15 protein-coding genes are annotated in these 18,140 nt (G+C 73.3%); 8 read left to right on the forward strand and 7 right to left on the reverse strand.

Going from position 1 to position 18,140, the window contains the following annotated elements; genetic code table 11:
* The first annotated feature begins 360 nt into the window (after positions 1-360).
* Entirely contained in the window at positions 361-2,130 is a 1,770-nt protein-coding gene (locus tag DMB42_RS28785) for an IlvD/Edd family dehydratase (RefSeq protein WP_125638280.1), read from the forward strand.
* Positions 2,117-3,127, forward strand: a complete 1,011-nt coding sequence (locus DMB42_RS28790; protein ID WP_185844915.1) for a C-terminal binding protein — start codon at positions 2,117-2,119, stop codon at positions 3,125-3,127. Before DMB42_RS28785 ends, DMB42_RS28790 begins: the two co-directional genes overlap by 14 nt.
* Positions 3,128-3,142: 15 nt before the next feature.
* On the opposite strand, the gene DMB42_RS28795 is transcribed toward DMB42_RS28790, so the two are convergent.
* Complete coding sequence (locus tag DMB42_RS28795) at positions 3,143-3,592, reverse strand: carboxymuconolactone decarboxylase family protein (RefSeq protein WP_125638282.1); 450 nt, start codon at positions 3,590-3,592, stop codon at positions 3,143-3,145.
* An 84-nt stretch (positions 3,593-3,676) separates the two neighbouring features.
* Between DMB42_RS28795 and DMB42_RS28800 the strand changes: the two genes are divergently transcribed.
* Positions 3,677-4,585 carry a sigma-70 family RNA polymerase sigma factor gene (locus DMB42_RS28800; protein WP_125638284.1) on the forward strand — a complete coding sequence of 303 codons (909 nt, stop codon included), beginning with the start codon at positions 3,677-3,679 and terminating at the stop codon, positions 4,583-4,585.
* Positions 4,586-4,619: 34 nt separating this feature from the next.
* Here DMB42_RS28800 and lgt read toward each other — a convergent pair whose 3' ends face one another.
* A complete protein-coding gene (gene lgt, locus DMB42_RS28805; protein ID WP_125638286.1) occupies positions 4,620-5,495 on the reverse strand; it encodes a prolipoprotein diacylglyceryl transferase in 876 nt (291 codons plus the stop codon).
* Between the two features lie 99 nt (positions 5,496-5,594).
* Positions 5,595-6,449, reverse strand: coding sequence for a universal stress protein (locus DMB42_RS28810; RefSeq protein WP_125638288.1), 855 nt, complete (start codon positions 6,447-6,449; stop codon positions 5,595-5,597).
* 215 nt (positions 6,450-6,664) lie between these two features.
* Here DMB42_RS28810 and DMB42_RS28815 point away from each other — a divergent pair, with 215 nt between their 5' ends.
* Positions 6,665-7,528: a universal stress protein gene (locus DMB42_RS28815; protein ID WP_125638290.1), complete on the forward strand. Its 864-nt coding sequence runs from the start codon at positions 6,665-6,667 to the stop codon at positions 7,526-7,528.
* A gap of 42 nt (positions 7,529-7,570) precedes the next feature.
* On the opposite strand, the gene DMB42_RS28820 is transcribed toward DMB42_RS28815, so the two are convergent.
* Both DMB42_RS28820 and DMB42_RS28825 read right to left on the reverse strand, forming a co-directional pair.
* Entirely contained in the window at positions 7,571-8,458 is an 888-nt protein-coding gene (locus DMB42_RS28820; RefSeq protein WP_125638292.1) for a GerMN domain-containing protein, read from the reverse strand.
* 86 nt (positions 8,459-8,544) lie between these two features.
* Positions 8,545-11,448 carry a pyridoxamine 5'-phosphate oxidase family protein gene (locus DMB42_RS28825; RefSeq protein ID WP_125638294.1) on the reverse strand — a complete coding sequence of 968 codons (2,904 nt, stop codon included), beginning with the start codon at positions 11,446-11,448 and terminating at the stop codon, positions 8,545-8,547.
* 217 nt (positions 11,449-11,665) lie between these two features.
* On the opposite strand from DMB42_RS28825, the gene DMB42_RS28830 reads away from it, so the two are divergent.
* From DMB42_RS28830 to ppk2, 4 genes are all read left to right on the forward strand, one after another.
* Complete coding sequence (locus tag DMB42_RS28830; protein WP_221762394.1) at positions 11,666-11,896, forward strand: PLD nuclease N-terminal domain-containing protein; 231 nt, start codon at positions 11,666-11,668, stop codon at positions 11,894-11,896.
* A 68-nt stretch (positions 11,897-11,964) separates the two neighbouring features.
* Positions 11,965-12,939 carry an Acg family FMN-binding oxidoreductase gene (locus tag DMB42_RS28835; RefSeq protein ID WP_125638296.1) on the forward strand — a complete coding sequence of 325 codons (975 nt, stop codon included), beginning with the start codon at positions 11,965-11,967 and terminating at the stop codon, positions 12,937-12,939.
* 129 nt (positions 12,940-13,068) lie between these two features.
* The gene (locus DMB42_RS28840; protein ID WP_125638298.1) at positions 13,069-13,599 is read left to right on the forward strand and encodes a hypothetical protein; all 531 of its coding nucleotides are present in this window, start codon (positions 13,069-13,071) and stop codon (positions 13,597-13,599) included.
* A 75-nt stretch (positions 13,600-13,674) separates the two neighbouring features.
* Positions 13,675-14,469 carry a polyphosphate kinase 2 gene (ppk2, locus tag DMB42_RS28845; protein ID WP_125638300.1) on the forward strand — a complete coding sequence of 265 codons (795 nt, stop codon included), beginning with the start codon at positions 13,675-13,677 and terminating at the stop codon, positions 14,467-14,469.
* 47 nt (positions 14,470-14,516) lie between these two features.
* Here ppk2 and DMB42_RS28850 read toward each other — a convergent pair whose 3' ends face one another.
* Together DMB42_RS28850 and DMB42_RS28855 are read right to left on the reverse strand one after the other, a co-directional pair.
* Positions 14,517-15,395, reverse strand: coding sequence for an alpha/beta fold hydrolase (locus DMB42_RS28850; RefSeq protein ID WP_125638302.1), 879 nt, complete (start codon positions 15,393-15,395; stop codon positions 14,517-14,519).
* Between the two features lie 3 nt (positions 15,396-15,398).
* Positions 15,399-18,140 carry a LuxR family transcriptional regulator gene (locus DMB42_RS28855; protein ID WP_125638304.1) on the reverse strand — a complete coding sequence of 914 codons (2,742 nt, stop codon included), beginning with the start codon at positions 18,138-18,140 and terminating at the stop codon, positions 15,399-15,401.

Below are 18,140 nucleotides of genomic sequence, written 5' to 3' on the forward strand. Positions count from 1 at the left end.
GGCACCCGGACCGGATGACAGTTGTCATCAGCCACCGGTGATTTCGGGGTCCGCGTCGGACATGTCCGCTTCTGTGAAGATTGAACCATGACGAAGAACACCTGCCTCGGCGCGGCCCTCGCCGTTGCCCTCCTCGCCAAGAAGTCCCAGGACCAGGGGTAGTCACGGCGGGGGGCCGCGTGGGTGGGGGCGTTTACGTGGTGAGGGCGGGCGGGTAGGCCAGTCATCGGCCGTCAGGTGTGCGCGGCGTGGCTGGTCGGAGGGGGTTTTCGGTCCGGCCGGCGCGGCACGGCGACGCCGGCGGCCTTCAGGGGGGAGCGGTGCCCTAGGGGCGGGCCCGCCGCGCGGTGAGGGGGGCTGATGGAGCCGACGGAGCATGCCGCATTCAGCCTGCGCAGCCAGGCATGGTGGGACAACGCGGGCAACCCGGAGATGACGGCCCTGTACCTCGAACGTTTTCTCAACTTCGGCCTGACCCCGGATGAACTCCAGTCCGGCCGGCCGATCATCGGCATCGCCCAGACGGGCAGCGACCTCGTCCCGTGCAACCGCCACCACCTGGCCCTCGCCGACCGGGTCAGGGACGGGATCCGCGACGGCGGCGGCATCCCGCTGGAGTTCCCCGTCCATCCGCTCCAGGAGACCGGCAAACGCCCGACCGCCGCGCTGGACCGCAACCTCGCCTACCTCGGACTGGTCGAGGTCCTGTACGGATATCCGCTCGACGGCGTCGTCCTGACGACGGGCTGCGACAAGACCACGCCCGCCTGCCTGGCCGCAGCGGCGACCGTGAACATCCCGGCGATCGTCCTGTCCGGCGGGCCGATGCTCAACGGCTACCACCAGGGCGAGCGCATGGCCGCCTCGGGCTCGGGGCTGGTGATCTGGCAGTCGAAGCGGCTGCTCGCCACCGGGGAGATCGACTACGCCGAGTTCATGGCGCGGGTGGCGGCCTCCGCGCCCAGCGTCGGCCACTGCAACACGATGGGCACCGCGCTGTCGATGAACAGCCTGGCCGAGGCACTGGGCATGTCGCTGCCGGGCTGCGCGGCGATCCCGGCCCCGTACCGGCGGCGGGCGCAGATGGCCTACGACACCGGCCGCCGGGCGGTCGACCTCGTACGCGAGGACCTCACCCCGCGCAAGATCATGACCATGGCGGCCTTCGAGAACACGATCGTGGTCGCCTCGGCCATCGCCGCCTCCACGAACGTGCCCATCCACGTCAACGCCATCGCGCGGCACGTCGGGGTGCCGCTGACCATCCAGGACTGGCAGCGGGTCGGGGGCGACGTACCGGTGCTGGCGAACGTCGCCCCGGCAGGCGAGTTCCTCGGCGAGGACTTCTACCGCGCCGGCGGGGTGCCCGCGGTCATGCGGTCGCTGCTGGCGGCCGGGCGCCTGCACGGCGACGCCGTCACCGTCTCCGGCCATACCGTGGCCGAGAACCTGGCCGGCGGCCCGGCCGCCGATCCGGTGGTCATCCGTCCCTTCGACGACCCGGTCGCCGCGCGCGGCGGGCTGCTCATCATGACGGGCAACCTGTTCGACTCCGCGGTCATGAAGACCTCGGTCCTCACCGACGACGCCCGCGCGGTCGCCGACTACCGCGCCGTCGTCTTCGACGGGCCCGAGGACTACCACGCCCGCATCGACGACCCCGAGCTCGACCTGGACGAGGGCTGCATCCTCGTCATCCGCTACACCGGGCCCATCGGCTACCCGGGCTCGGCCGAGGTGGTGAACATGGAGGTGCCCGCCGCGCTGCTCCGGCGGGGTGTCAGCACGCTGCCCACGCTCGGCGACGGCCGGCAGAGCGGCACCTCGGACGCGCCGTCCATCCTCAACGCCAGCCCCGAGGCCGCGGCCGGCGGCAACCTCGCCATCCTGCGCACCGGCGACCGCATCCGCGTCGACCTCGGCAACGCCCGCGTGGACGTGCTGCTGACCGACGAGGAGATCGCCGAACGCTGGGCCGCCCACACGCCTCCGGCGCTGGAGAACCAGACTCCGTGGCAGGAGATCTACCGCGCGACCGTCGGGCAGCTCGACAGCGGCGGCTGCCTGGAGCTGGCGCTGTCGTACCAGGATCTCGTCCACACCAAGGGGATTCCCCGTGACTCGCACTGACGCCAGAGGCACCATCATGATCGCCGACTCCGACTTCGGCGACGTGGACATCGAACGCGCGATCATCGAGGGCGCCGGCTTCGACCTCCGCGCCGAACAGTGCAAGAGCGAGGAGGAGGTGATCGAGAAGGGGCGGGACGCCGACGGCGTCCTGACCCAGTACGCCGAGGTCGGCACCCGCGCGATCGAGGCGTTCACCCGCTGCCGGGTGATCGCCCGCTACGGCACGGGCGTGGACATCGTCGACGTGGACGCCGCCACCCAGCGCGGCATCCAGGTCACGAACGCGCCGAACGAGTGGTGCGCCGACGAGGTCGCCGACCACGCCGTCGCCCTCTGGCTGGCCACGGCCCGCAAGATCTGCGAGTACGACCGGGCGACCCGGCGGGGCCTGTGGCAGTGGCAGACCGGGCAGCCGATCTGGCGGCTGCGCGGACGGGTGTTCGGGCTGCTGTCCTTCGGCGCGATCGCCCAGCTCATCGCCGAGCGCGCGCGGGCGTTCGGCGTCCAGGTGTGGGCGCACGACCCGTACCTGGACGACGCCGCGATCCGGGAGCACCAGGTGCGGCCGGTATCGTTCGACGAACTCGTGGAGGGCGCCGACTACCTCGTGATCCAGGCGCCCCTCACCCCGGCGACGCACCACACCTTCGACCGCGCGACGCTGCGCCGGATGAAGCCGACCGCCGTCCTGGTCAACACCGCGCGCGGCCCGATCGTCGAGGACGCGGCCCTCCACCAGGCGCTCGCCGAAGGGTGGATCGCCGGGGCGGCCCTGGACGACCTGGAGGAGGAGCCCGCGAAACAGCGCGGCTGGCAGCCGCGCAACCCCCTGTTCACGCTGCCCAACGTGATCGTCACCCCGCACGCCGCCTACTACTCCGAGCAGGCCGTCGCGACCGTGCGGCGCTTCGCCGCCGAGGAGGCCGTACGGGTCCTGACCGGGCAGGGCGCCCGCAGCCCGGTCAACGACGTACGGGCCCGGCTGTCGCGCTGAGTGAAGCTACCCGGCTCACCAGGTCTTGCCGGCCTGCTCCCGGATGGTGTGGTTGATGCGGTTGTAGAAGTTCGTCAGCGCGATCTCCAGGATGAGCGCGTTCAATTGCTCCTCGGTGTGGTGGTCGGCGGCGGCCTGCCAGATCTCGTCGGTCACGCCGGGGGCGCCGTCCTGGATGCGGGTGGCGGCCTCGGTCAGCGCGAGCGCCGCCCGTTCGGCGTCGGTGAAGAACGGCGTCTCGCGCCAGGCGGCCACCGAGTGCAGCCGTTCGTCGCTCTCCCCGGCCTTGCTCGCGGCGGCGACCGAGGCGTACACACAGGGGCTGCAGCCGTTGATCTGGCTGGCCCGCAGGTGGACCAGCGACAACAGCCGCCCGTCGACGCCCCCGGCGGCGATGGCCTTGTTCAGATGCTTGATCGCGGTGTAGATGTCGGCGTTCGGCGCGCTGGTCAGACGGACCGGCATGGTCTTCTCCATCATGGTCGGTTACCCGGGCCCGGCCGGGCCCGTCATCATCCATGACGGAGTGGAACCGAGAAAGGTAACAGCATGTCCGGAACCAGCCCGGGGGATCCGACGGCCGAGGCGTTCGAGGCCCAGCGCGGCCGGCTGCACGCGGTCGCCTACCGGATGCTCGGCTCGCACGCCGACGCCGAGGACGCGGTCCAGGAGGCGTGGCTGCGGTTGTCCCGCCACGACCCGGAGGAGATCGGCAACCTGGCCGGCTGGCTGACCACGGTGGTCGGCCGGATCAGCCTGGACGTCCTCCGATCGCGCAAGGCCCGCCCGGAGGCGTCCTACGACGACCGGCTGCCCGAGTTCACGGTGATCCTCGACGACGCCCCGGCCCCCGACGAGGAGGTGGCGCTGGCCGACGCGGTCGGGCTGGCGCTGCTGACCGTGCTCGACTCGCTCGGGCCGGGGGAGCGGCTGGCGTTCGTGCTCCACGACCTGTTCGGGGTGCCGTTCGACGAGATCGGCACGATCCTCGGCAGGTCCGGCGACGCCGCCAAGATGCTGGCCAGCCGCGCCCGCCGCAAGGTACGGGCCACGGAACGGCCGGCCGCCGGCGGCCCGGAGCAGCGGGCGGTGGTCCAGGCGTTCCTGGCGGCGGCGCGCGACGGCGACTTCGAGGGGCTGCTGCGCGTCCTCGACCCCGACGTGCGGCTGACCGTCGAGGCTCCCAACGGCACGACGGTCGTCCTCGGCGCCACGCAGATCGCCTCCGGCGCGCGGGTGGCCTCCGGTGGGGCGACGCGCGGGCGGGCGGCCCTGGTCAACGGCCTGCCGGGTTTCGTCGCCTGGCACGAGGACGGCACCCCGCTCTCGGTCCTCGCCTTCACCATCGTGGACGGCCGGATCACCGCCATCACGGCCGTGGTGGACCCGGCCCGGCTCGCCGCCCTGGCCCTGCCGTCCCCGCAACGGGAGGCGGGCGGCCCGGCGGACGGCGCGTGAGGGACGCCGGTCACCGCCTTCGCCGGGTGCCCTGTCAGGTGCTGCCGACGGGCTGGTGACCGCCGTTCTCCTCGCGGGCGGTGGGCACCACGTGCTCTTCGGCGTCCTTGTGCCGGTTCACCCAGAGGTGGACCAGCGCGCCGGCGAACAACACGATCGAGGTCCACTGGTTGATCCGCAGCCCGAGCAGCGTCACCGCGTGGTCCACCCCGCCCACGGGGTCGATGCGCAGCCCCTCGATCCAGAAGCGTCCCAGGGTGTAGCCGGCGACGTACAGGGCGAACAGGCGTCCGTGGCGCAGCGTGAACCGCCTGCCGGCCAGGATCAGGGCGAAGCCGAGCGCCACGTCCCACAGGGACTCGTACAGGAAGGCCGGGTGGTAGAGCGTGCCCGGCACGCCGCCGTGGGCCTGGTCGATCTCCAGGCCCCACGGCAGGGTGGTCGGGCTGCCGTACAGCTCCTGGTTGAACCAGTTGCCCCAGCGGGCGATCGCCTGGCCGAACGCGATGCCGGGCGCGATCGTGTCGGCCACGGCGCCGAGGGACAGGCCACGGCGGCGGCAGGCCAGCCACACGCCCACGCCGCCCAGGGCGACCGCGCCCCAGATGCCGAGCCCGCCCTCCCAGACGAACAGCGCCTGGTACGGCTCCTTGATCGCACGCGGGCCGAAGTAGGTCTGCCAGTCGACGATGACGTGGTAGAGGCGTCCGCCGACCAGCCCGAAGATCACTGCGGGGACCGCGATATCGCCGATCACGCCCTTCTCGCCGCCGCGGGCGCGCCAGCGGCGTTCGCTCAGCCAGACGCCGAAGCCGATGGCGACGATGAAGCACAGGGCGTAGGCCCGGATCGGGATGATTCCGAGATGCCAGACCCCCTGGACGGGGCTGGGAATCGAGGCGAGGGGCATGCCGGTGAGGCTAGCCAACGACAGGCCGCCCGGCCGCTTTCGTGATCCGATCGCGAGCATCCCTCGACGTGCCGCAGACGGGCCGGGCACGCTCGCCGGTCAGCGGGCGCGCACCACCGCCACGGTGCAGTGCGCGTGGTGCAGGACGCCGCGGGTGACCGAGCCGAGGACGATCGCTTCGAGGCCGGTCCTGCCGTGCGAACCGACGACCAGCAGGGCGGCCCGCTCGCCGGCGGCGGCCAGTGTCCTGACGGGGTGGCCGCACTGGACGTCCGCGATCACCTTGACCTGGGGGTGCCGTTCGCGCCAGGGGTCGAGCTGTTCCCTGGCGACGTGCAGGTGGCTCTCCCGCAGGGCCTCGATGTCGCACGAGAAGTCGGGCGCCAGCGCGAACGGCAGCGGCCAGGCGTGCACCGCCCGGAGCGCGGCACCGCGCAGTTCGGCCTGGCGGAAGGCGTAGGCCAGGGCGGGCTCGCTGGCGATGGAGCCGTCGATGCCGACCGCCACCTCGTCCTGCGCGGCGGCGGCGTCCCCGTCCCGGACGACGACCACCGGGCCGGGCGCCTGGCCGGCGACGTTCATGCTGACCGAGCCGAGCACGGCCCCGGCGAAGCCGCCCACCCCCTTGCGGCCGACCACCAGTTCGGCGGCCTCGCCCGCCTGCTCCCGCAGGGCGACCGCCGGCTTGCCGACCAGCAGCCGGGTGCTCACCTCGACCGTGGGCCGGCGTTCGCGGACGATCTCCTCGGCCCTGGCCAGGGACGCCCTGGCCCGCTCGGCCACCGAGTTCTCCCATTCAAGCGCGGCGATCTGCGGCACCTGGTACGGCCAGGTCTCCACCACGCACACGGGCCGCAGCGCCGCCCCCATCCTGAAGGCGTCGTCGGCCGCCCACGCCACCGCGTCGAACCCGGCCGCCGACCCGTCCACACCCACCACGACCAGCTCGGACATCGCATCTACCTCCCCCTCTCATTCAGCCGGTCGGCAGGTGAGCGGACAGGATGACAAGTTCCAAAACTTGGAGAAGATTGGCGGCCCGGGGACCCGGCCGCCCGGCGTCCCCGCGCGTCTTTCGGGAACTTGGGGATTTTTCGCCCAATCCTGGCTTTGGGGTGGGCAGGGCCGAGGAAGGTCCACCGAGGGCGCTGTCGTACGGGGGAGACACCATGGCCGGGCTGATCGTTGCGGGGGCGGACGGTTCGGCTCCCGGTGCCGCGGCGGTCGACTGGGCGGCCGACGACGCCGCGCGTACGGGCGCCGAGCTGCTGATCGTGCACGGCCTGGACCGGCAGCCGTACAGCAGCACCCGCTTCCCCGACTTCGGGCAGGGGAACTACCTGCTGATGGGCGCGGCCAAGGTGCTGGAGGCGGCGGAGGCGGCCGTACGCGCCCGGCAGCCGTCGGTACGGGTGCGGGCCGAGATCGTCGAGGGGACGCCCGCGGCCGTCCTCCAGGACCAGGCGCGGCGGGCGGACGAGGTGGTCATCGGCAACCGGGGGATGGGCGGGTTCGCCGGGGCCCTGCTCGGCTCGGTGACCATGCAGGTGGCCGGGCAGGCCCGGTGTCCCGTGGTGGTCGTGCGCGCCGAGCCGCCCGAGCCGGTCGGCGAGATCGGGATCGGGATCGACGACTCCGGCACCTGCGAACCGGCGATCGGCTACGCCTTCGAGCAGGCCAGGCTGCGGGGCGCCACACTGCGCCTGATCCACGCCTGGCAGCTGCCCGTGCACGCCTTCGCCCCGGAGATCTCCTTCGACCTGGACGAGGTCCGTGCCGGGCAGCGCGAGGTGATCCAGTCCCGTACCGTCGGGTGGCGGGAGCGGTATCCGGACGTGAACGTGGTCGAGGACGTCCAGAGCGCTCATCCCGTCGAGGCGCTCACCGGCGTCCCGAGCGACCTGATCGTGGTCGGCTCCCACGGGCGGGGCGCGTTCGGCGCGCTGCTCCTCGGGTCGGTCAGCAGAGGCGTGCTCCACCACGCGCAGTGCCCGGTCGCGGTGGTCCGCCCGCCCGAGCACCGCGACGGCTAGGGACGCCGCTCCAGCGACGATGGGACCCGGGCACCGCGACGGCTAGGGACGCCGCTCCAGTGACGGTGGGACGGAGTCCGACGGGCCGGCGGGCTGCCCGGTGCGTCCCGCCGCGTCGTAGATCTTGACCCACCTGATCGCCGGGAACTGCTTGAGCGTCGGCCTGATCTGGTCGGCGACGGTGAAGGCCGACCCGCCGCCGGAGACCGGCCCGGTCAGATAGACCCTGGCGATCCCGTCCGCGACGGTCAGTTTGCTGAAGCCGGTGGCCTTGGAGGCCGCGAACCGCAGCCCCCGACCGCGATCGGCCTGCGTCGGGCCGGCGAACAGTCGCAGCAGCGCGCCGGCGGCGGTGGCCGGCGGGATCACCGGGCGCGTCACGGCCGCCGTCCGCGGCCCGCGCCCGGCCGTGTCGAGGAAGTAGGCACGCGCGGGCACGGTCCGGTAGGACGTGATCAGGTCCACGACGACCCTGCTCGGACGGGTGAGCGTACGGACCCGGAACGGCACGCGCCGGGCGAGGCCGGCGCCGAACGTGAGCGTGGCCTCGAAGTCGCCGGTGTTGACGACCTGGACGAGGCCGGGCAGCGCGTAGGTACGGCGGGCGGGACCGTAGGTGGCCCGGCCGTCGCGGTCGTGGCCGTCGGCCCGGTCGAAGCTGATCTGGAGTACGGCGTCACCGGCCACGGCGACCGGTTCCCCGGAGCCGTCGGCGATCAGCCGGGACACGTAGCGGACGTCGCGCCGGGCCGGGAGCGGGCCGCGGAACTCGAAGACCAGCCGGTCCAGGCCGGACTGATGGGCGGCCCGGACATCCACGAGGACGGGAACGGCGGCCCGCCGGACGGCCTGCGCCGGTAACGCAGGCAGGACGGCGACGCAGACCGCCGCCACGACGGCGACGAGAGGACGGATCGGGAGCATGGTCATCAACTCTCTTCCAATGGGAGCTCCTGATCCCAGACTGGCCCCTGCGACCGCCCGGCGACACCGCCGGACGTCCCCGAAAAAGGTCCTCAGAGGCCGTGGACGCGGCGACCGGTGATCTGGTGGGGTACGACGCGGATGTACAGATGGCGTTCCCCGCCCGCCCAGGGCGTGACGCCGGCGTCGGCCAGCTTGGCCACCTCGTCCTCGGGCACGTGGTGGGCGGGCCCCTGGACGAGCACGCTCCAGCCCTCCTTCCGCGCCTCGTCGATCCGGTCCACCTGGAAGCCGATCTTGATGTCCACGCCTTCGAGCCCGCTGCGCAGGTCCTGGTCCATGGGCCCGCCGCGGGCGGTGCGGAACAGGACGGCGCCGTCGTGCAGCTTGTAGTTGACGGGCAGCACCGTGGGCCCGTGCGAGCCGCTGAACGCGATCCGGCCGATGCCTCCCGGCGCGATCAGCCGCAGGCACTCCTCGGGGTCGAGGTTCTCAAGGACCGGCTCGTCCGGGCCGGGACCGGTGCCCGGCGGGCGGTCGCGGCCGCCGCCCAGCAGGTCCTGCGGGGTCGTCTCAAGGGCGGTGGCCAGGCGGATCACCGTGTTCCTGTCGGGGGTGCCCAGATGGCCCTCCAGGTACGCGACATAGCCGGGGGACATGTCGGCCCGCTCCGCGAGCTGGTCGACCGTGAGGCCGAGCCGGTCGCGGTGATAGGTCACCCGGCGTCCGAAGTCACCACTGTTCGTCATGATCATCTCCTTCTCCGTGAGGACGAGGCCGGCGCCCCCCGGCAGGGGGACGCCGTCGACCCGCGTGCTCGCGTGGTCGGCTTCGACGGTGATCAGGCGGCCGCGGAAGCGGATCGGCAACGACAGCGTGCCGAGCCGTCCGGGCAGCAGGGGATCGAGATAGAGGCCGTCCGGGCGCAGGTCCAGGCCCAGATAGCAGCGTTGCAGCATGTCCACGGTGCCGGCCATGGCGCCCAGGTGGATGCCCTCGGCGGTGGTGCCGCCCTGGACGTCGCGCACGTCGCCGAGCAGCGCCTCGGCGAAGAACTGCCACGAGCGCGCCCGGTCGCAGCGCGACAACACCCAGGCGTGGACGACGGCGCTGAGGGTGGACCCGTGGCTGGTGCGGTCGAGGTAGTAGCCGATCGTCCGGGGGATCAGGGCGGGGTCGGCCGGGTAGCCGAGCCCTTCCAGGATCTCCAGCAGCTCGCCCGCGGTGAGCAGGTAGCACAACATCAGCGTGTCGGCCTGCTTGGAGGCCTTGTAGCGGTTGACGTCGTCGCCGTCGGCCTCCAGGGCCCGGTCCAGGCGGCGCACGCCTTCGTACCGTTGCCAGTCGAGCTCGGCCAGGCCGTCGTAGCCGGTGAACTGGCTGATGACGCCCTCGTGGAAGTCGACCCGCATGCGCCGGGTGATGTCCTCCCAGCGGGCCGCCTCCTCGGGGCCGGCCACGCCGAGCTGGAGGGCGTGCCGCAGCAGCCACACGGTCATGACGTTGGTGTAGGCGTTGTTGGACAGGCCCGGTTCGGCGGCGCCGGGGTAGGCGGTGTGGTACTCGTCCGGGCCCATGACGCCGCGGATCTCGTACCGGCCGGAGCCGGGGTCGGGCACGGCCAGCGAGGCGAAGAAGCGGGCGATGGCGATCAGCAGGTCGGCGCACCACGACGGCATGGAACCGGTGGCCAGGTGGTACTGCCAGACGTTGTAGGCGATGGCCAGGCCCACGTGGCGCTGGAGGTGGGAGACGTCCGGCAGCCAGCGTCCCGAGTCGGGGTTGAGATGGTAGGTCTGGGTCTCCTCGCGGCCGTCGCTGCCGCTCTGCCAGGGGAACATCGCGCCGTCGTACCCGGCCGCGCGGGCCGCCGCCAGCGCTTCGGGCAGGCGGCGCCAGCGGTAGCGCAGCAGGCCGTGGGAGATCTCGGGGAAACGCAGGTTGAGCCAGGGCAGGACGAACAGCTCGTCCCAGAACACGTGCCCCCGGTACGCCTCGCCGTGCAGGCCCCGCGCGGGCACGCCGGCGTCGAGGTCGGCGGTGTGCGGGGAGAGGGTCTGGAGCAGGTGGAAGATGTGCAGGTGGACGATCTGCGACAACTCCGGGCCGTCCACGTCCAGGCAGGCCCGCTCCCACAGCCGTTCCCAGGCCGCGGTGTGCGCGTCCAGCAGGTCGCCGAAGCCGGGGGCCGTACGCGCCCGCCGTAGCGCGGCCGAGAGCGGGTCGTGCACGGCGGGGTCGCGCGAGGTCAGCAGCGCGACGACCTTCGTGAGCGTCACCGGCACGCTCTCCACGACGTCCAGCACGTGCTCGGTGGCGACCAGACCGGGCTCCTCGGCACGGGAACCCGGGGCGGACGTGTCGACGCGCGCGGCGAGGGCGACCGTGACGCGGGAGGAGCGGGTGGCCGCGGTGAGCCAGGTCAGCCCGTCCCGGCCGCCGGTCGCGTGCTCCGTCAGGTGGTCGCCGCGCAGGTCGCGGTAGCGTTCGACGCCGTCGTTGGTGACCCGTCCGTCCAGGGCGGCGCGGACGCGGAGCGGGCCCGACCAGTTCTCCGCCGTGAACGTCGTCTCCAGGGCGGCCAGCGTGGGATCGGCCATGGAGACCAGGCGGCGCTGGCACACCCGGGTGACGCGGCCCTGGCCGTCCCGCCAGCGCAGGTCGCGCAGCAGCACGCCGCGGCGCAGGTCGAGCTCCTGGGTGTAGTGCAGCAGTTCGGCCAGCTCCGGCGCGAACCAGTCCGAGCCGGGCGTGGCGAACGTCAGCGGCAGCCAGTCGGGCAGGTTGACCAGGTCCTCGTTGACGACCGTACGACCCGCCACGTCGGAGGCCAGACGGTCGTAGCAGCCCGCGTGGTAGGTGCCGGGCGTGCGGATCCGGCCCTCGGGCGTGGCGCCCCGGGTGGCGAACCGGCCGTTGCCGAGCGTGCACAGCGCCTCGCGCAGTCTCGCCGAGGCGGGGTCGAAGCCCTCGTACGAGAGCGTCCACGGATTCATCCCGTCCCCTGTCGGGGCGGGTCGAAGGCGGCCATACCGGTGACGCTACCCACGTGCCATCCGCGCAGACAGGGTCCTTCGGCCCTTGAGGCGCCGGGATCAGGTGAAGCTCTGGAAAAGAGGACAATGGCCTGAAAGGACAGGACTTCCTACCCACGCTGACGGGCGGCCGACGCGCCCATGCTGGTACGGAAGGTTGAAGAGAGGAGCGCGTCCGGTGCGCTGGAACGAGATGTCGAACAGGCAGCGGAGCTGGCTGGCGGTGCTGGCTTCGGTGGAGCTCGCGGCCACGACGGCCGCGGCGGTCGACCTGTGGCGCCGTCCGAAGGGGGACGTACGCGGGCGGAAGGGACTGTGGTGGCTCGGCATCTTCGTCCAGCCGTTCGGCCCGGTCGCCTACCTGCTGTGGGGACGACGCCGCCGCCCGGATGCGTTTCCGCAGATGTAAGGGCGGGTCTGCGTCACTGGGCGGCCCGGATGTGATGCGCTGACCTCATCGTCTCCTGGAGGTGGACCATGACCACGCGCTCGCCGAAGCAGGCGCTGGACGCGGCGGTGGAGGCCGGTCGATTGGCTCCTTCCGTGCACAACACCCAGCCCTGGACCTTCGCCGTCACCGGCGAGGAGATCGGCCTGAAGGCCGACACCGCGCGCAAGCTCGCGGTGAGCGACGCCGCCGGCCGGGAACTGCTGATCAGTTGCGGCGCCGCGCTGTTCACGATGCGCACCGCGATGCGCTGTCAGGGGTACGAGCCCGTCGTCCGGATCCTGCCCGATCCCGACCGGCCCGGCCTGCTGGCGACGATCAGGCCGGGGGCGGAGAGCGAGCCCGACGAGCCCACCCGGGTGCTCGGCGGCGAGATCGAGCGGCGCCACACCCACCGGGCGGGGTTCGCCGACGTCCCGGTCCCCGATCAGCTCGTCGAGTCGCTGGTCAGGGCGGCCATGAGCGAGGGCGGCAAGCTGACGCCCGTACGCTCCCTGGAGGCGGTGGACGTGCTCGCCGCGCTCACCCGGGCGGCGCAGGGCGTCCAGACGCAGGACCAGAAGTTCAGCCTGGAGATCGTACGCTGGTCCAGGCCGCGCGGCAGCGCCCGCGCCGACGGGATGCCGGCCGACGAGCAGCCGCGCGAGTCCGCGCCGGCGGAGTCGGTCTTCCAGCAGCGCCGCTACTCCTGGCGGCACGGCTGGAGCGCGCCGAGCGGCCGGGACGAGGCGGCGACCGGGGTCGTGGCCGTCATGACCACGCGCGACGACGGCCGGGCGGAATGGCTCGCCACCGGGCAGGCGCTGCAACACGTCCTGCTGCACGCCTCCGCGCACGGCGTCAGCGCCGCCTTCCACACCCAGGCGCTGGAGATGGACCTGCTGCGCGAGTTCCTGCGCCAGGAGCTCTTCTCCGGCGAGTACCCGCAGATGATCATGCGGCTCGGCGTCGCCCCGGACGGCGAGGAGACGCCGCGCCGCCCGCTCTCCGACGTCCTGGAGTGACGACGTCGTGGAGCGATGAGGACCAAGGTCCTTCGGCCACGGGCCGTACGACACTGAGCGCGGCCCTCCCCGGACGATGAGATGGAGGTGAGAGCAGGACGCAGGACCCAGCGGAAAGGAAGGCCCGCCATGGCCACCACCGTTCACACCCCCGTGATGGGCGTCGCCGCCGTCGCCAAGGCGGCGCACACCCCGGTCGACTACGTCTGGGCCGCCGCCCGGATCGCGATCGGCTGGATCTTCCTGTGGGCGTTCCTGGACAAGACGTTCGGCTGGGGCTTCGCCACCCCCGCCGCCAAGGCCTGGATCAACGGCGGCAGCCCGACGACCGGCTTCCTCAAGGGCACCGGCGAGAACGCGCTCGGCGGCCTGTTCGGCGCCCTGGCCGGCCAGGCATGGGTGGACTGGCTGTTCATGACCGGCCTGGCCGGCATCGGCCTGGCGCTGGTCCTGGGCGTCGGCACCCGGATCGCCGCGGTCACCGGCACCCTGATGCTGGCCCTGATGTGGGCCGCCGAACTGCCCCTGGCCACCAACCCCTTCCTCGACGAGCACATCATCTACGCCATCGTCCTCGTCGGCCTGGCCCTGACCGGCGCCGGCACCACCCTCGGGCTCGGCAACCTGCCGATCGTCCGCCGCAACGCCTGGCTCAGGTAACCGCCCAGGCCACGGGCCCGTCTCCCGCGCGGGGGGCGGGCCCTCGGCATGTCCGCACTCCTAGAATCCGCAGGTATGGGAACCGACAGGCTGCGTCGCAAGCCGTACGAGAAGGAACTTCTCCGCCTGCAGGCGGAACTCGTCAACCTTCAGGAGTGGGTGCGGTCCGAGGGCCGGCGGGTCGTGGTGATCTTCGAGGGGCGCGACGCCGCGGGCAAGGGCAGCACGATCAAGCGGGTCGCCGAGTACCTGAACCCGCGCGTGGCCCGGATCGCCGCGCTGCCCGTGCCGACCGGGCGGGAACGGTCGCAGTGGTACTTCCAGCGGTACGTCGAGCACCTGCCCGCCGCCGGGGAGATCGTGTTGTTCGACCGGAGCTGGTACAACCGGGCCGGGGTCGAGCGGGTGATGGGATTCTGCACGCAGGAGGAGTACACGCGGTTCCTGCACCAGTGCCCGATCTTCGAGAGGCTGCTGGTCGAGGACGGGATCCTGCTGCGCAAATACTGGTTCTCGGTCAGCGACGACGAGCAGGAGCGCCGCTTCCGCGACCGGCTGGAGGACCCGATGCGCCGGTGGAAGTTGTCGGAGATGGACCTGGAGTCGATCACCAGGTGGGAGGAGTACTCCCGGGCCAAGGACGAGATGCTGGTGCACACCGACATCCCCGAGGCCCCCTGGTACGAGGTGGAGAGCGAGGACAAACGGCGGGCCAGGATCAACATGATCTCCCACCTGCTGTCCACGATCCCCTACCGCCAGGTGCGGCGGCCGCCGCTGGAGATCCCCGAGCGACCGCCCGCCACCGGCTACCGGCGCCCGCCGCGCCGCCCCGAGTCGTCCGTGCCCGACGTGACCGCCGAGCTCTGACCGCCGGTCGTAAGGGGTCGGTCTAAGGGGCCGGCCCGCGCGGCGGGTCAGCCGGCCGTGTGCGCGAGGACGGCGGCGGCCAGCTCTTCGTGCGTCTCGGGCGGCAGGGTGTGTCCCATGCCCGCCACGATCATCAGCCGCGCCCCCGGGATCTGCTCGGCGATCACCGCGCCGTGCCCCGGCTTGACCGGCTCGTGGCTGCCCTCGATGACCAGCGAGGGCGCCTTGACCTGGTGCAGCACGCCCACCGGCTCGAAGTCGGGGTTGCCGCCCGCGGCCAGCCGGTGGTTGGCCGCCGCCGACAGGTCGCGGGCCCGGTCGAAGATGCGCTCCTGCGCCCGGCGGGCCGCGTCCTCGTCGAAGGGCAGCCCGGTGCCGTGCAGCACACGCTGCTCGGCGATCATGCCGTCGATCACCGCGCGCCGGTCCTGCGGCGGCGGGGCGGCCATCAGGGCGCGGTAGAAGTCCACGAACTCCGGCGCCGGCTCCGGCAGGCTGCCCTCGGGCTGCGGCTGTCCCAGCAGCGCCCGCATGAGCACCTGGCCCTCGCCCCCGCCGAGCGGCGAGGAGGCGATGACGGTCAGCGAACGCACCCGCTCCGGCCGTTCCACGGCCACGAACTGGCCGAGCAGCCCGCCCGCCGAGTGGCCGACCAGGTGGGCGCTCTCCAGGCCGTGGGCGTCCAGCACGCGGTAGACGTCGTCCTTGATGTCGTCCCACGTGTACGGATGGGCCTCGAAGTCCACGGTGTCCGACATGCCGGTGTCGCGGTGGTCGTACCGGATGACCCGGCGGCCTCCGGCGGTCAGGCGGCCGACGAACTCGTCCGGCCACAGGACGCCCTGCGACATCGAACCCATGATCAACAGGATCGGCGTGTCGTTCTCGGCGCCGAACTCTTCGCTCCAGATGTTCACGTTTTGCATGCCTCAGATCATGCCGTCGCCGGTTACGGGCGCCTTCTGTAGAACTACTAGCCGCGCCAGATCCGTACGGGAGCCGATGCCCAGCTTCGGATAGATCTTGTACAGGTGGTACTCGACCGTGCGCGGGCTCAGGAAGAGCTGGGCGGCGATCTGCTTGCTGGACAACCCGTCGGCGACCAGGCCCGCGATGCGCAACTCCTGCGGGGTCAGCGCGTCGAGCACGGCCGCGGGCGGCGCCTGCCCGCTCTCGCCCGCCGCCCGCAGCTCCTCCTGCGCGCGCCGCGCCCACGGCCGCGCGCCCGCCCGTTCGAACGTCTCCCACGCCGTCCGCAGGTGCGCCCGCGCCTCGCCGGGCCGCTGACCGCGGCGCAGCCGCTCGCCCAGCAGCAGGGCGGTCCTGGCCGCCTCGAAGGGGTTGGTGTGCAGGCGCAGCGCCTCGCCGAAGGCGTCCTCGCCGGCGCCGGCCAGGCCCCGGCAGCGGGCCAGCAGCGCGCGCGACTCGGGCGTCGCGGCGTGCTCCGCCCATCGTTCGTACGCCTCCAGTGCCGCCAGGGCGCCCGCCTCGTCGCCCGCGCCCACGGCGGCCTCGACGCGGTCGGGGGCCGTACGCCCCGCCACGGCCGGATGCCCGGCGCCCGGCCCCGCCGCCGCGATGGCGGTGAAGCGGTCGTGCGCCGCCGCGTACCGGCCGAGGCACAGGTCGAGCAGCGCCAGCGCGTACGCGGCCACCCCCGCCCGCAACCCCACCCGGTGCGGGAGGGCGATGGCCAGCGCCTCGCGGGCCTGCCGCTCACAGGGCTCCTGCTCGCCGCGCAGCGCCGCCAGCACCGCCAGGTTGGCCAGGTGGGCGGCCACCGTGTTCGTGTACCCGGCCTCGCGGGCCAGCTCCAGGCCCTCCTCGGAGATGGCCTGGCTGCGTGCCAGCCGTCCGGCCAGGCGTTCGGCGGTGGCCACGAACTCCAGCACCACGGGGAGCTGCCCGGCCATCCCCGACACCCTGGCCACCCGGCCGGCCCGGTCGGTCATCTCGCCGGCCAGGTCCGACTCGCCGAGCTGGCTGGCCGCGGCCGTCGCCCACAGATAGCCCGCCGCGTCCTCCAGCTCGCCGCTCCTGGCCAGCGCGCGCCGCAGCAGGGCCGGGCCCGCGGGGTCGCCGTCCAGGGTGAGGCCGATCCCGGCCACGGTGTCGCGCAGGAAGCCCTCGGGGTGCGCGGCGGCCCGGCGGCCCAGCTCGACGACGGCCGCCGTGTCGCCGACGTACGCGGCCGCCTCCGAGGCGTCGGCCAGCATGTCCAGGCTCTCGCCGGCCGCGAGGACACGTACGGCCTCGGCGGCGTTGCCCGAGTTCAGCTCGAAGCGGCCCCGGAGCCGGGCGATCTCCATGGCGAGGACGGCGTCCGCGCCGGCGTGTTCGCGGGCCTCGGCCAGCAGCGACTCCGCCTGACCCGGACGGCCGCCGAGCCAGGCCGCGACGGCGGCGTCCTTCAGTCGTACGGCGCGGTCGCGCGGGCCGGGGGTCAGTTCGGCGGCCCTGGCCAGGGCGGTGGCGGCGGCGCCGTACCCGCCGCGGTCGCGGGCCCGTCCGGCGGCGGCCACCAACTCGGCGGCGACCCGCTCGTCCTGGCCCATCGCCGCGCCGGCCAGGTGCCAGGCGCGGCGGTCGTCCGCGGTCAGCTCGGCGAGGACGGCGTGCACGCGGCGGATCTCGGCCGGCGCGGCCGCCTCGTGCACCGCCGACCGGACCAGCGGATGCCTGAACCGCACCCCGGCCCCCACCACCTCGACCAACCCCACCTCCTCCAACTCCGCCACAGCCCTCCGCGCCCCCTCCGCCGGATCCGCCGCAACCGCCCCGGCCTCCTCCCCACCCTCCGGCCCGGCCGCATCGTGCGAGGCCGGGGTTGGGGTGAGGAGGTGGGTGGTGGCGTGCAGGATTGTGGTGAGGTCGGTTTCGGCGGTGGCGATCAGGGCGGCCAGGCGGGCGGGGGCGGACAGCGCGGCGACGCGGTCGCCGAACAGCCGGGCGCCGCCGGGCAGCGGGTCGGGCAGCGGTTCGCGTCCGGCGAGCTGGGCGGGTGTCAGGCGGGCGGCGATCTCGCCCAGGGCCAGCGGGTTCGCGCCGGTCAGCGTGACCAGCTCCCGCCGCACCCGTACGGGCAGCGCGCCGTGCCGCGACTCCAGCAGCTCGGCCGCGGCGGGCTCGGCCAGGCCGCGTACGTCCACCGTCAGCGGCACGCCCTTGACCGGAGCGTCACCGCGTACGGCGAGCAGCATCGCGACGCGTTCGGTGCCCAGCCGCCTGGCGGCGAACAGCAGCGCGTCCGCCGAGGCCCGGTCGACCCACTGGAAGTCGTCGACCACGCACACCAGCCCGTCCGGCGCGGCGGCCTCGGCCAGCAGCGAGAGCGCGCCCGCCGCCACCAGGAACCGATCACCGGCCCCGCCCGCGGCCAGCCCCAGGGCCGCGCCGACGGCGAGGCGCTGCGGCTCGGGCAGCGCGCCGAGCGAGCCGGTCACCGGCCACAACACCTGGTGCAGCGCCGCGAACGCGAGGTCGGACTCGGACTCGACGCCGGTGGTCCGCAACACCCGCATCCCGCCGGCCCGCGCGCACGCCGCGTCGAGCAGGGCGGTCTTGCCCGCCCCCGCCTCGCCCCGCAACACCGCCGCGCCGGCGAGGCCCTCGCGGGCCCGCGCGATCACCTGGTCTATTGCGCTGATTTCCGCCGATCTGCCGTAGAGCAC

The sequence above is a fragment of the Nonomuraea sp. WAC 01424 genome (genome assembly GCF_003947315.1).
In the GTDB taxonomy this organism is placed as follows: Bacteria; Actinomycetota; Actinomycetes; order Streptosporangiales; family Streptosporangiaceae; genus Nonomuraea; species Nonomuraea spiralis.